Source organism: Zhaonella formicivorans (genome assembly GCF_004353525.1).
GTDB classification, from domain to species: Bacteria; Bacillota; DUOV01; order DUOV01; family Zhaonellaceae; genus Zhaonella; species Zhaonella formicivorans.
In genome coordinates this window covers 2898414-2911692 of sequence record NZ_CP085524.1, presented here as the reverse complement: position 1 = coordinate 2911692, position 13279 = coordinate 2898414, and the positions used below count along the sequence as shown (strand labels likewise).

The window sequence follows — 13279 nt, the reverse complement described above, 5'->3', positions numbered from 1 at the left end:
AACACAATTCCGTTTAATTATCAAATTTTGTTCATTATTCGGTATAGCTCAGCCTCAAATATGCGACTCGCTTTGTCTGTTCTCTCAGCTTATAATTTTCGTCTATCCTGTACCCCCCAACCCAAATAATCTGCCCCGTTGCATCGGTGACCACCGGAATGAGGTTGCGCCCGGCCTGCGGCACCTTGAGATCAATCAAAAAGTCTTTCAGCTTCTTTTTAGAGCCGCCCAGCCCGAGAGGCCGGAAAATATCACCAGGTTTTCTGGGGCGAACAGTAAGGGGCAGCTTGATACGCCCTAAATCCAAGTATGCTTCCCAATTTTTAGCCTGGCGGTAGTTCTGCCTGGCAAATGCCGGCTCCACTTCTTCGGCGGTCAAAACCAGCCCTCCCGGCAAACGGGCCGTTCCCGGCAAGTCCAAGGTAATTTTATATCCTGGAGAATCAGGAACAACCTGAAGCTTACTAAATATTATAGTCTCCTTCCCTGTTTTCAGTACAATTCCTTCTGGCAGGCCTAATTTTTTACCTCCCCTTTGGGTCGAAAGATAAGTTTGGGCTGCACGGACATAAGAATAATTAAGGCTCTTTTCCTCACCGGCCAAACGCTTAAAGCTAAACCTGATGAGCCTGCGCTGCAAGGCGGGATGAAGCTCACCGAAGCCGCTCTTTTCCAATACAACCTCGCAAGCAGTCGAGCGTCCAATCCTTAAAAAAACCTCTTCCGTAATTTTCTCCAAAAATTCATTTTCTACCCTGAGTATTTCAGCTGTCCGGTTAAGATTTTCTACCACGTTAGGATTATAGTCCTTTTTAAGCAGCGGTAACAACTCCAGCCTGATTTTATTGCGGGTGTAAATTGATTTGAAATTGGAGGGATCGGTCCTGGTGGGCAGGCCCTTTTCCCGGCAGTAATCCTCAATTTGCTGCCTGGTAATACCTAATAAGGGCCTAATCACTTTGCCCCGCTTAGGGCTCATCCCTGCCAACCCTGCAGTCCCACTGCCCCTAAAGAGATGCAAAAGTACCGTTTCCGCCTGATCATCGGCATGGTGTCCCAGGGCGATTTTGCTGGCCTTTAACTGTGCTGCCAAATCGTAAAAAAATCTATAACGCAAAATTCTGGCCCCCTCCTGGGGAGAAAGGTTGTACTCAGCCACAAAACGGGGGACATCCTGGGCTTTGACTGTACATGGCAGACCCAACCGTGCAGCTACTTCCCGGACAAATTCAGCCTCCTCGTCCGCCTCCTGCCCTCTGAACATGTGGTTAAAATGGGCTACGTGCAAAATCAGGTCAAATTCAGACTGCAGCATTTTCAGCAGATATAAAAGCGTTATGGAGTCCGGCCCGCCGGAAACCCCAATAACAACTTTATCTCCCTTGTCCAGCAATTGATACTGCCTAATAGCTTCTTTGACTTTGTTCAGCATTTCAGACCTAATCCTTATCAAAATGGATATTGGCTAGTTTTCGGCATCTTTTCGTCTTTCTCCTGCAAGAAATTTGTATTTTTTCCCTTTCTCTAGCTTAACTTCCCAGCTGGAAAAATATACATGAAGCAGCTTTCAGCTGTCAGCCAAAAGCTATCAGCTTTATATAAAGTAAAAACCCAGGTAATCCCGGGTTACAGACGTCGACAAATACTCCTAAGCCCGCATGTATTATGGAGCGGGACTTGTTTCGCTCCAGGCTGGCAGCTATGCTAAAGGTCAACGCGTGCGAGCTTGGCCAGAGCGAAATAATACATGCCAAGCTGAAACCAAAGGTGTGTCACTGGGTTTTTTACGCGGTCTCCCATTCAATTTGCGCCACTAATACACTCAAATCGTCGCTGCGCCTTTCCTGAGCGCTTATTTTTACCTGTCGCAATATTTGCTCCGCAATTTGCTGTGGAGTCCCTTTTACGTTATTTTGTAAAATCCCTACCAGCCATTCTTCCTGATTAACCGCTTTTTTATCTGCCTCCAACAGTCCGTCTGTCAACATCACCAAAATATCCCCGGCCTGGAGCATCTCCACCGTTGGCTCCAAAGGTATGTTAGTTATTATTCCGGCAGGCAGAGTGGAATTGTTAATAGCCCATACTTTATTTTTGCGCACTACAAAAGAGGGTGCACTGCCGATTTTTAAAAATTCAGTCTCACCGGTATAGCGGTCGATAATTGCTAAATCAACAGTAGCAAATGTTTCTTCCTCAGCCCGGAGAAGGAGCAAAGAATTTAGCATTTGCACCGCGACGCAATGCTGAAATCCGGTAAGCAATAGCCGTTCCAGCACTAAAACCGCTGTTTCACTTTCCCTGGCGGCTTTGGCTCCCACACCCATGCCGTCACTTAAAATTAAGGCAAATTTACCCCCGGGCAAATCAAACATGGCGCAGCTGTCACCGCAGATCTGCCGCTGATTTTTAGCCTCCTGGGCAAAACCGGTGACAACCCGTAGGGAAGGAAGAGGTAGAAGGCGCAGTTCACAATTCAGGCTACCCGCCGCACTCCCGCACTGGCGCCGTTCAAGCATTAGGGGGTGCCCCACCAAATCGGAAAGCAAGGGTAGAATTGTATATTCACAGGGATTGCCCCCGGGACAAGCAGCCAGGTTCAGGTTGATCTCAAGGTTCCCTCTCCGGGCTTCCTTCCAAACTTGTACATCTTCTAAATGAAAGCCTGCTTTTTCTAAGGTATCGGCGATGCTCACTTCCAGTTCCTCATGGAAATAACCCTCAGATCTGATGTCCTCCGCAGTGGCTTTCAATACTCCGGCAACTCCCTGCAGCTGAACGGCCATTAGATTTTGGCTTTCTGCAATTTTCCTGCGCCAAAAACGCTCTACCCGGTAAGTATCGTAAAGGCAGCTTAAAGTAGCCGCCATTTCCCTGCCGCGGGTGCAACGGCGGGATAATTCGGGCGGGAGCTGTTCCGGCGTTATAATACCCCCGGTTTCCACCAACCCAAAGGCTGACAGAATACTCTTGTATGTATTGTAAAAATCTTTTTCCCAGCAGACCGTATAAATGGGACAACGCTCACATACCCCTTTGGCTACAGCGTTAAACAAACCCTGAATTTTTTCTTCTTCTACCCGGTGGGGAGCAGGGGCATGCTGTAAAAAAGAATGGGAAAGTTCTTCAAAAGTCCTGACCACATCTAAGATCCTTAAGCGCAGAAGATCACCGTATCGTCTGTAATCACCAACTGCTGCAGGCATTCCTTTCCATGTGGAAACAGAACGCAAACGCAGAATAAGCCGGTTTGGCGTTAAAAACAGCAAAATGACCGCTATGGCGCTTTCGCTGAAAGCGGTGGTAATTGTCTGCTGGTCCAAGAGATAAACTGACAGCAGCAGATTACCCAGTAAAAAGCCGATACCGGCGCCAATTTTGTTCCACTGGGCCAAGACGCCTGCCAGCAGCCCGGAAAAAGCGTAGATCCCAACCAGCACAGGAGCGTTAATTGTAATTATACTGGGCATTATGCCCAAGACGGAACCAAGGGCAGCTCCTGCGCCTCCCCCGCCAATCAGGGCAGTTGCCAGGATCAAATACCGGCTAACAATATTTCCTAACGATAAGTCCCGAAAAACGACATCCAAAATACCGGCGCAGAAGCTTAAACAGAAAATAACTGCACAAACGGTTTCTTCACTGCTTAACCCGAAAGGTATTTTTTTAGCCTGTAAAGTGTTGAGGCAGGAAAAATATACAGCCACCAAACCAGCCGCTAACACACCTTCCACCAGGACGGCAATAATCTTATAGAGCACAAAGGAACTAAGCAGTACCCAACCAGCTTTCACAAGCGCTGTAATTAAAAAGACGCCAACAGGTAGAATAATCCATCTTTTTGTAAAATTGACGGGAAAAATTACTTGCCAAAATGTAAAAAGAGTGAAAACCGCTGCATTGATGCCCCACCTGAGATCCTGGTACACCACGGCCTGTCCTAATAACAGGGCAAAAAACATAGGCCACAGGTACCTCCGGTAAGAAGAGACTGCTGCCGCATAAAAAGCAAGGCCAAAAGGGGAAATACCTCCTAAAATTTGGGCTTTGCTCAAAACAAAACAAGTAGTAAAGAAAAAAAGGCCTTCCAGGGAAAACCAGTGTACCGGTAAAAAAACCTTCAGTCTCCCTCCGCCTTTATGCCTGTCTTTTCTTAACTTCTCCTTTCCAGGGGTATCATCAGTGTTCAAACGCCGGTAAGGATAAATATGCAACTGTTCCTGCACTACAAAGCACCCCACAAGTTTCGATTAGCATCTGGATCCACTTTTAGCATGATTATAGTACAAGCAGGGTGAAATCTTTGTAGCTTTAGGCGGTCAGCGACTGTATTGTTTCGACAAAAAAGCAGTAAAAAATGCAGGCAGATGCTCCAGAAACAAAAAAAGCCTTTGACAGGCTTCTTTTTTGTGTGGTAGCGGTGGTTGGATTTGAACCAACGACACTACGGGTATGAACCGTATGCTCTGACCAACTGAGCTACACCGCCAGGTTCAATTGGTTGCGGGGGATGGATTTGAACCATCGACCTTCGGGTTATGAGCCCGACGAGCTGCCAGCTGCTCCACCCCGCGACGAAAGTTACTTTATTATTATGTCTTAGAAAATGGCTGTTGTCAAGCCTTATTGCCGGGTATTATTTAACTTTTACTGTCGCTGGCAATACATTTGAGTCTAATTTAATAAGATCTTTGCCCCAGCAGCCAAAAGGCCTAAACCAACCAGTTTGAACCAGGCGAATGCGACCTTTTCCAAACCGAACATACCCAGGCAATCTATGATAAAAGCGGCGGAAACCTGCCCCACTATAATTGCGGCAGTGGCATTAGCCACCCCCACTTTGGGCATGCTGGCCACCACCCCGTAAGTAATCAAAACACCCAGCAGCCCGCCAAGATAATAATACCACGGAACCTGAGCAAATTTACCAAAATCGCCATCGCCGACGCGCAGCCCAAAAATTAAAATCAGCACAGCTATGGTTGCCGTAAGATGCACCACCAGAGTTGCTTGCAGCAAACCAATTACCTTTCCGAGGCCTGAATTCATGGCGCCCTGTAACGCCATGGTCACGCCTGCCACAGCCGCAATAATCAAAGCAAATAACGAACCTGTCAAAGACATAAAAATTCTCCTTATCAGACGGTTATTCAATTTAAAGATTTAAAGAATATAGCACATTTTAGTATAAATTCAGTGCAGTTAATTTATGTGCTCCAGGCCATGGGATTTATTTCTGGAATAAGCATAAACTTTATTCGGCACTCTAATAAATAGCAAAAACCACAGAAAGGGAGATGAAGTTGATCCGCAGGATATCCTATTTAAGAAATTTTTATATATTTTTCTTGACTTTAATCCTGGTTATCTTGACAAGCACAACTAATACTGATGCTTTAAATTTCTCAGAAAATGTTTTGGGGAAAGTCTGGGGATGCGGTGACATCTACCGCCAGTTACAGTTGACAAACCCGCCCCAGAGCGGAGATGATATCCTGGAATTAGAACAGCGGCTCATGCAGTTAGGCTTCGATCCGGGAAAAGTTGACGGCGTATTTGACCGCCAAACCCAAGCTGCCGTGCAGATGTTTCAAAAAGAAAAAAAATTAGAACCGTCCGGTGTGGTCACTATGTCCACTTGGGAAGCCCTGGGGGAAAATTGTGAGCGCCAAGTTTCCAGCCAAAAAACCCCTCCACCGGAAGGAGCGGTAAAAATCGTAATTGACCACGACACCTTAAAATTGACCGTCTATGCTGACGGAAAACCCTATAAGGAGTACCCCGTTGCTATAGGCAAGAGTGAAACTCCTTCCCCTATCGGTGAGTGGAGGATAATCCATAAGGCTGTAGGGTGGGGCACAGGCTTTGGAACCCGCTGGCTGGGATTGAATGTTCCCTGGGGGATCTACGGTATTCATGGCACCAATAAGCCTTGGTCCATAGGAACAGCTGCCTCCCACGGCTGTTTTCGCATGTTCAACAGGCATGTGGAAGAGATTTTCCCTTGGGTAAAGATTGGCACTCCTGTCATAGTAAAGGGCACAGTCCACGGATTAAGCAAAAGGCCACTTAAAGTCGGAGCAACCGGTCAAGATGTGGTCATTGTGCAGTTAAAACTTAGGGAAGAGAAACTCCTTTGGACCCCTGCCGACGGTCGATTCGGCCCAGCAACCGAACGCGCTCTAAAACTTTACCAACTGTTAAACGGCCTGCCCGCCACCGGCCAGGTGGATCAGTCTACCTGGAACCTGATTTTACCCGAAGGAGGGAGGCAATGAACAATTACCAAGAGCTTTTGGAGGCTCTCAAAGCTGAAGGATCTTATGACAAATATGTGAAGTACCTCGAAATGATGTACGGCACAAAGGAAGCAGGCAGCCACTATGGCCTGGGGATTGATGCTTGTGCTGCTACTGCTGATGTTGACCCGAACTTTTTGGAATATGCGATGAGCCGTGAACTGGCCAAAAAGTCGCTGGAGATCATAGCATGGATTGCCGAAGCAGAAAAAGAGTTCAGTCCGACTCCTTATTTCACGGCGCTGGACAGGTATTACAGGATTAACCCCCAGCAATATTCTTCCAAAGAAGAAGTGCAGAGCGCCGTCCGGGAATTGGAGCACATTTTCAGCGGTAAAGCAGAACTATTTGAAGATTATTACTTACGAAGATAGCTGCACCTCAATCCACGGTGCAGCCATTTAATGCCAAGATAATTCCGTCCAGCAGATCGCTTTCGGAAACCAGCAAATCATGCAGGGAGAGCTCATTTAAAATTACGCTTAAAATCCGGATACCTGCCAAAATTATATCTGCCCGTTCCGGCCTAAGACCGGGGACTTTTTTCCGTTCCTCCGGGGAAAGGGCCTCCAATTTTTTTAATATGCTTTCAACAGTTTTGCTTTCCAACCTGTACCCTTGGACCTTTTCCGGATCGTACAGCTCCAGCTTTTGGTCAATAGCAGCGAGAGTGGTTATAGTCCCGCCAACGCCAACCAGGTTCAGAGGCAGCTCTTTTGGTAAATGCTGCAAAGCAGGCTTGAGCGCTTGGACAATCTGGCTCTCAGGCCAAGTAGCCTCTGTACAGCGCACGGCCCCAACGTTGGTACTGGTGGTTTGTACCTTGCCCTCGTTGTCCAAATTGATAATTTCGGTACTGCCCCCACCGATGTCTACAACTACCGGGTTTTCGAGGCCCCTATGGACGCTCACAGCTCCGGCATAGCTTAAGCTGGCTTCCTCCTGCCCTGTAATGATTTCCACTTCAATCCCGTAAGCTTTAGCTGCGGATATCAACAAGGAGCTGTTATCCGCATCCCGCGCTGCGCTGGTGGCTACCGCTCTATAAACCGGGACTCCAAATTCCTGAAGAGACTGCTTGAATTTGGCCAGAGCTTTGACGGTCCTTTGTACAGCCTCTTCCTTAATCCGCCCCGAGCTTTGCACACCTTCACCGAGCCTGGTGGTGCAAAGAGAGCGGTAAATGGGCTTTACTTTCCGTTCCTCTACCTGGCCTATTAACAACCTGACTGAATTAGTACCTATGTCTATGGCTCCATACATCTTTTCCCACCCCAAATTGTTACTTTAGATCGCTGACCAATGTTGCAGTTCGAATTTGAACACAGATCATCAGACATAGAGTATCTCCAAAAATTTAAAGGTACTCGTTGTGAGTACCCTTCCATCTATTTAATATCGACTGGCGCCCCTGCCTCCCCGTTTAGCTTCAGTATTGCGCCTTACTTCCTGCAACCGTTCGTCGCTATCTTTTAGGAATTTAGCCAACTTCTCCTCGAAAGAAGCTTGGCTGGAGCGATTTTGACGGCGGCTTTTTTGCGCGGCGTCATAATCGGGGCTGGCTTGCTTGATAGATAGACCTATCTTGCCCTGGGCGTCTACGTTAATTACCTTGACAAGCACACGATCTTTTTCTTTTAGGTAATCCTTAACATCTTTAACGTAGGCGTCTGCAACTTCTGAAATATGCACCAGGCCGGTCACACCTCCGGGAAGCTCCACAAATGCACCGAATTTGGTGATCCCGGTGACCACGCCTTCAATAATGCTGCCTACTTCAATTGACATACTGAGAAAATTCCTCCTAACATTAATACATGATAACATTATACTGGAGGCCATAACTGCTGTCAATACAAGCTGCCACGCAGCTTAATCGTAGATTTCCGACTTATCCTTCAATTTCAGGGGCCTTACTTTGCCTGGTTCAGCAAAGAGCAGCACGGTTTCCCCCGGTTTAACCAGCCCCAGGTTTTCCCTGGCAGCCCGTTCCACATACTCCTTGCTCATCACCAGCTTTTTCTGTTCCTTTAAGCGTGCCTGTTCGGCCAGGATGGCATTTTTTTGTGCTTCCAGCGCTTGAATCTCCGCCTCAACCTGATTAATTTTATAATGCCAGTAGCCAAACAAAAGCAGCACGTAAAAAATGACAGCTCCAAAAAGCAGAGCCCTGCCCTTAAACCGAACTCTTCTCTTAATCGTAGTTTTGCGTCCCGGTTTCGGCACATATTCCCTGTAACCAAGCTCTAAAGCATCATAAACTTTAGGTAAATGAGACAACATTATTCACCTTCTTCCTCAATTCCGGCAGTAAATAAGCCCAGGGCATCGCCTGGCACTACAATTACCACCTCGTAGCCTTTACCCCTCGCCCGGTGGTACAGGGTGGAAACGGTACTGGCGCTTAAACCCAACTGTTTAGCAATCTGCTCAGTAGATCGCCCGGATTCCTTCAGAGCCACTACCTGTCTCTCTCTAAAACTTAATTTTTCCACGCCTCTGATTTCCATTTTCAAGAGAATCTACCCTTTACCGGAGTGTAATCCCCAAACATATCCACATGTTATCCACAAATTGTGGATAAATTATTTACAAATTTTGTACATAGTTAGATTCTACGCTTATGACAATAATCCTCCCTCATCCTTCAAGTTCTTTGAAAAAAAGGATTGGGGCAAAAACAACAGGTCAGCTCATAAAGCACAAAGAGCTGACCTGTTATCCACAAATTTATTACATTCGGCGGTTATTCACAGAAACCCGTGCTGCTGTCACCGCCCTATTCTTTAGGCCTACGCCAACAGAACGGGGTCTTAAGCCACCGAGCAGTTTTTTTCAGCAGCTTGCCAAAAAAGGGTTTAAATAATTCCGAAAGCTTAAAAAGCAACAAGCTGATGACACCTAAAGGAAATGCCAAAACCATTTTGACGAAAACGAAAGGTAATAAGGCTGTTTTCAACATTAGCCGCAAGCTTTTTCCCAGAAAAGCAAACCAATTGTACCAAAACTGCAGAATAAGATCGCTTAAGTATTTAAAATGGATAGCAAGACCAATAGCTAAACCTAAAAATACATATACCCTGACCTCGCCCCAGTTGCTAAAAATCAGCAGCAGAAATACCAGACAGGTCAAAAAAAGGCAGACGATTAAATCGGAAAGCCCTGTAGTCCACTTTTTCGGTCGAACCAGCCCACGCAAAGCCCGGTAAAAATCAAACACTATACCCATAATCAAACCTATGGCTATAGTGTTTAAAAAAATTTTTATCTGTACATATACGGGAGTCATTGGGCACCACCTTGCAGCAACTTATTTTAAAAGTTTTTGCAGCAGACCTTTACCTTTTTTCCCTCCCGCAGCATCGGAGTATGCCAGCTGGTTAACTTGACCGCTTACATTTAAGGTGCCGTTCTCCAAATTGAGCACACTTATATTCAAATCTTCGCCTTTGATAACCAAAACCCCTAAAGTGGTCTGAAGAGTGATTTCCGAGTCGTCGTAATTATCCACATGCACTACACCGGTTATAACCAACTGACGGCGATCCTCTAACTTTACCTGGTGCTGTTTCTCTTGTATCAAGGCTCATACCCCCTCTCATTAGGATTGATATGCAGCAGGGATAGCAAATATGCCTTTGACCTATATAGGTTTGGTCAAAAAATAAATAAAAAGCCGCCTTCAAAAGGCAGCTTAAGCTCTGATTTCCTGGCGCATAAAAGCGATGTAGCCTACAGCAAAACATAGCAAAGTAGCAGCAATCAACCCTACCAGATGAGGCCAGATGAGCAGCAGGCTTTGAGTAAAAGAAAGGGGACCTTGAATTGCCCCGTAAACCTGCATTACCAACACCGGCCCCAGAGTGCGGACCGAAGGGTTAAGCAAAGTAGTTATTGCTTCATCATATAAGGTAGCGGGAGACACTCTGCTTAAAGCCTGCTCCAAGCGAGATTGCGCCAAAATTTGAACTGCATCGGACGAATCTGTCACCGGGTAAACTGCACTGGCTATCATTCCCGCCAGCAATCCCGCAAATACAGCGAGGAATAACCATGATGCTATCCCTGCTAAAGCTGAGGTAGCTGTTTGTCTGAACAAAACAGAGAACAACATGGCAAGCCCAAGCCAAAACGAGATGTAAATCACGCTTAAACTTAAATATGCCAGCAAACGCAATACCTCTTCTATGGTTGGTGGGATTCCAGTTAATAACAGACCCAGCCCAGTGACCAACAGCCCTAAACTGAAAATAACCAGTGCCAAAACTGCAACGGCGGCAATAAATTTACCGTTTATCAATGCATCCCTGTAAATAGGCTGAGCTAAAATACGACTCAAGGTACTTCGATCCCGTTCACCGTTAATAGCATCAAATCCCATAGTTAACCCCACCAGTGGCCCTAGGAATGACACAAATGAGACAAAAGAAAAAGGCAGTGAGGAGCCAGAGGTGGTGAACAAGCGTAAAAAGATGAAATCAGCCGTTTCCTGCTCCAGCGTAGTCCTCAAGGTAGCTACGGCAACATAGAGTGCAGCCAGAGAAGTAACCGCTACTAAAAGAGACAGTATTAAGAAACGCTTTCCACTCAAGTGATCAGCCAACTCTTTACGGACAACTGCCCGCAATCCCTTGTTGGCTTGTAATACTTCCCCTAGTTTTTTAGCCTCTATATTAAGCGGAGAGGGTTTGCCCATAATACCCCTCCCTTTCGAAATATTCTAGGTAAATGCTATCCAGCGATATTCCGCGCAGGTAAAGGTGCAGCAGGTTAAAACCTTTTTCCACCAAGCTTTTAACCAATTCAGGACGAACATCGCGGCTGCAATGCAGGACAAAGGTGTCTGCTAGCTTTTCAATTTTTTCCACACCGGAAATACTGTTGCATAATTGCAATAGCGCCTCGCCGCCTGGTTCAGCCTTTAACTCTAACAGCCAAGGCTTACCTTGCAGGAGTTGTTCACCCAGTTCTGCAATCGTGCCACTGGCTATTAATTTTCCTTTAACAAAAATCCCAACCCGATGGCAAATTTGCTGTATTTGATGAAGATGGTGGGAAGAAATTAATATGGTCCGTCCTTCCTCTTTAGCTAAGCCTTTGATAAGCTGCAAAAGCTCCTGCACACCTTCAGGGTCGATCCCCAAGGTGGGTTCATCTAAAATGATTAACTTAGGATCCTTAATCAGAATATCGGCAATTCCCAGCCTTTGGCGCATACCGCGGGAGTATTGTGCAACTTTTCTGTCCACCGCTTCCCTCAACCCCACCTTTTCTATAGCATCTTCAATTCTATCTTCCGCAGTTTTCTTGGGAAGCCCGTTCAACGCCGCAGTATAGCGTAAATTCTCACGCCCTGTCAATTCTTGGTAAAAACCTACGTTGTCAGGCAAATAGCCAACCATGGACTTGACAAGCAACGGATTGCGGGCAGCGTCATATCCCGCAACCAGCGCTTGTCCCGCTGTAGGCTCACATAGCCCCAGAATCATCAGGATAGTAGTAGTTTTGCCAGCACCGTTAGGGCCCAGTAAACCGTAAATTGTGCCCTCTTCCACCTTGAGGCTTAAATTATCTACAGCTGTAATTTCTCCATAACGCTTGGTTAAGCCTATGGTTTCTACCAAGATACGTTTTTCCACATTCAAACCTATCGCCTCCCGTAGGTTTGAAATACTTTGTAAACGCCTACTAATACCAGTAACACAATTGCTATGCCTACAATGCCCCACAGAGTGGAGGTTTTAACGGTTACCCTTAGTTCTGCCGTACTGCTGACCTCCGGACTGGAAGCAGTAGCCGCAACCACATAGTCCCCGGCTATCGCCTTGCTTCCAGCAGTAATGGTTGCTGTAATCTGGCGGCTTTCTCCAGGTTGAAGGGTATCAATTGTATTAGGTTCAAAGCTCATCGACCACTCTTGCGGCTGGCGGGATGAAAGAGTAATGTTGTTGATAACGGCACTGCCGTTATTTTTCACCACTAAATTGAGTTTTTTCTCTTTACCCGCCACCACCTCTGCATTTAATCTGCCGGAAGGGGTATTCAGCTCCAAATCATAAGTGCCGGTAATTATCAGCTTAAGTTCCTTCGCCACTTTTCCGGCTGCACTTACAGCTTCCACCGGAATTACATATTCTCCTGCCTGCACACTGGCCGGAGGCGTTACTGCCACATCCAGCCCTTTGCTTTCTCCCGGTTTAATACTAATACTTGCTACCTGTTGATTTTCGTATGAAGGTTTAAATGTTACCTGCCATCCCTCCGGAGCCCGGGCCCCCAGGCTATAAATCTGCTCCGTACTTCCATTGTTGATCAAATCAAGTTTAAAATTAAAGGTGGCGTTACTGGGCCCCTTGAGTTCAGAGTACTGGGCTGCCAGTTCATCTTCGCCCTGCCTATCTTTGGCAATTTTTACATTTAACTTTAAAACGTCCCGTGTTCCTCCGTCACTAAAGGCCCAGACAGTAATGCCATAGTCCCCCGGTTTAGGGTTATCTTGGATTTTTACTTTCAAGTCAGCAGAAGCAGTGCCATTACCACTTACAAAGACCTGCTGAATCTCCCTGCCGTCACCTCTTAAGGCTACCACCCAATTATCCGGTCTTGTTTTGATTTCCAGGTTAATTACTTGGCTCGAACTGCTGTTATTTTTTATAGTCAGGGGGAAAGTAATATTTTCTCCCGCAGAACCGCTGATGCTAGGATATGGGGTTGATAATTCCAGCACTTTTTGAGCTGCAGCAGGCTGCAGGGGACAGATCAAAGTTAAGCTTAACAAAGCGAGCAGCACTATAGTAAGCTGAGTTGGAATAAATTTTGAATTATGTACTTCTAACGCACCTTTTTTCATTGCCTGTTCACTCCTTTCAAATAATCTAGCCTGTGGAACTACGCCAATACCCGGGACATATTCACCTCCTACGCTGGGCCCCTCTGGACCCTCATTAAAAGCTAACGGGAGACAATGTCTCCCGTTAGCA

General features: G+C 46.4%; 14 protein-coding genes and 2 tRNA genes. 2 read left to right on the top strand and 14 right to left on the bottom strand.

Annotated features, from left to right (window positions below; translation table 11 throughout):
• Positions 1-34: 34 nt before the first annotated feature.
• The 5 genes from tilS to EYS13_RS14190 all read right to left on the bottom strand — a co-directional run bounded on the left by tilS (position 35) and on the right by EYS13_RS14190 (position 5124).
• Positions 35-1432, bottom strand: coding sequence for a tRNA lysidine(34) synthetase TilS (gene tilS, locus EYS13_RS14210; protein ID WP_227764028.1), 1398 nt, complete (start codon positions 1430-1432; stop codon positions 35-37).
• Between the two features lie 352 nt (positions 1433-1784).
• Positions 1785-4226, bottom strand: a complete 2442-nt coding sequence (spoIIE, locus tag EYS13_RS14205) for a stage II sporulation protein E (protein WP_227764026.1) — start codon at positions 4224-4226, stop codon at positions 1785-1787.
• A gap of 186 nt (positions 4227-4412) precedes the next feature.
• Positions 4413-4489: transfer RNA gene (locus EYS13_RS14200), tRNA-Met, on the bottom strand.
• A gap of 9 nt (positions 4490-4498) precedes the next feature.
• A tRNA-Met gene (locus EYS13_RS14195) sits at positions 4499-4574 on the bottom strand.
• A gap of 100 nt (positions 4575-4674) precedes the next feature.
• Complete coding sequence (locus tag EYS13_RS14190; protein WP_227764024.1) at positions 4675-5124, bottom strand: DMT family transporter; 450 nt, start codon at positions 5122-5124, stop codon at positions 4675-4677.
• Between the two features lie 179 nt (positions 5125-5303).
• Here EYS13_RS14190 and EYS13_RS14185 point away from each other — a divergent pair, with 179 nt between their 5' ends.
• Positions 5304-6278 carry a L,D-transpeptidase family protein gene (locus EYS13_RS14185; RefSeq protein ID WP_227764022.1) on the top strand — a complete coding sequence of 325 codons (975 nt, stop codon included), beginning with the start codon at positions 5304-5306 and terminating at the stop codon, positions 6276-6278.
• The gene (locus EYS13_RS14180) at positions 6275-6673 is read left to right on the top strand and encodes a hypothetical protein (RefSeq protein ID WP_227764019.1); all 399 of its coding nucleotides are present in this window, start codon (positions 6275-6277) and stop codon (positions 6671-6673) included. Before EYS13_RS14185 ends, EYS13_RS14180 begins: the two co-directional genes overlap by 4 nt.
• 7 nt (positions 6674-6680) lie before the next feature.
• Here the strand turns inward: EYS13_RS14180 and EYS13_RS14175 are convergent, their stop codons facing one another.
• From EYS13_RS14175 to EYS13_RS14135, 9 genes are all read right to left on the bottom strand, one after another.
• Entirely contained in the window at positions 6681-7562 is an 882-nt protein-coding gene (locus tag EYS13_RS14175; RefSeq protein WP_227764017.1) for a Ppx/GppA phosphatase family protein, read from the bottom strand.
• A gap of 129 nt (positions 7563-7691) precedes the next feature.
• Complete coding sequence (locus tag EYS13_RS14170) at positions 7692-8087, bottom strand: S1 domain-containing RNA-binding protein (protein ID WP_227764016.1); 396 nt, start codon at positions 8085-8087, stop codon at positions 7692-7694.
• Positions 8088-8171: 84 nt separating this feature from the next.
• Positions 8172-8582, bottom strand: coding sequence for an FtsB family cell division protein (locus tag EYS13_RS14165; protein WP_227764014.1), 411 nt, complete (start codon positions 8580-8582; stop codon positions 8172-8174).
• Positions 8582-8815, bottom strand: coding sequence for a sigma factor-like helix-turn-helix DNA-binding protein (locus EYS13_RS14160; RefSeq protein ID WP_423055284.1), 234 nt, complete (start codon positions 8813-8815; stop codon positions 8582-8584). The genes EYS13_RS14165 and EYS13_RS14160 overlap by 1 nt, the downstream gene beginning before the upstream one ends.
• Before the next feature lie 263 nt (positions 8816-9078).
• Positions 9079-9588 (bottom strand): spore cortex biosynthesis protein YabQ, encoded by a 510-nt coding sequence (gene yabQ, locus EYS13_RS14155; RefSeq protein ID WP_227764012.1) that lies wholly within the window; start codon positions 9586-9588, stop codon positions 9079-9081.
• Positions 9589-9609: 21 nt separating this feature from the next.
• Positions 9610-9882: a sporulation protein YabP gene (gene yabP / locus EYS13_RS14150; RefSeq protein WP_227764010.1), complete on the bottom strand. Its 273-nt coding sequence runs from the start codon at positions 9880-9882 to the stop codon at positions 9610-9612.
• A 111-nt stretch (positions 9883-9993) separates the two neighbouring features.
• On the bottom strand, positions 9994-10995 hold the full coding sequence (locus EYS13_RS14145; protein WP_227764008.1) for an ABC transporter permease: 1002 nt from the start codon (positions 10993-10995) through the stop codon (positions 9994-9996).
• Complete coding sequence (locus EYS13_RS14140) at positions 10973-11938, bottom strand: ABC transporter ATP-binding protein (RefSeq protein WP_227767965.1); 966 nt, start codon at positions 11936-11938, stop codon at positions 10973-10975. The genes EYS13_RS14145 and EYS13_RS14140 overlap by 23 nt, the downstream gene beginning before the upstream one ends.
• 8 nt (positions 11939-11946) lie before the next feature.
• Positions 11947-13149, bottom strand: coding sequence for a COG1470 family protein (locus EYS13_RS14135; protein ID WP_227764007.1), 1203 nt, complete (start codon positions 13147-13149; stop codon positions 11947-11949).
• Positions 13150-13279: the final 130 nt, after the last annotated feature.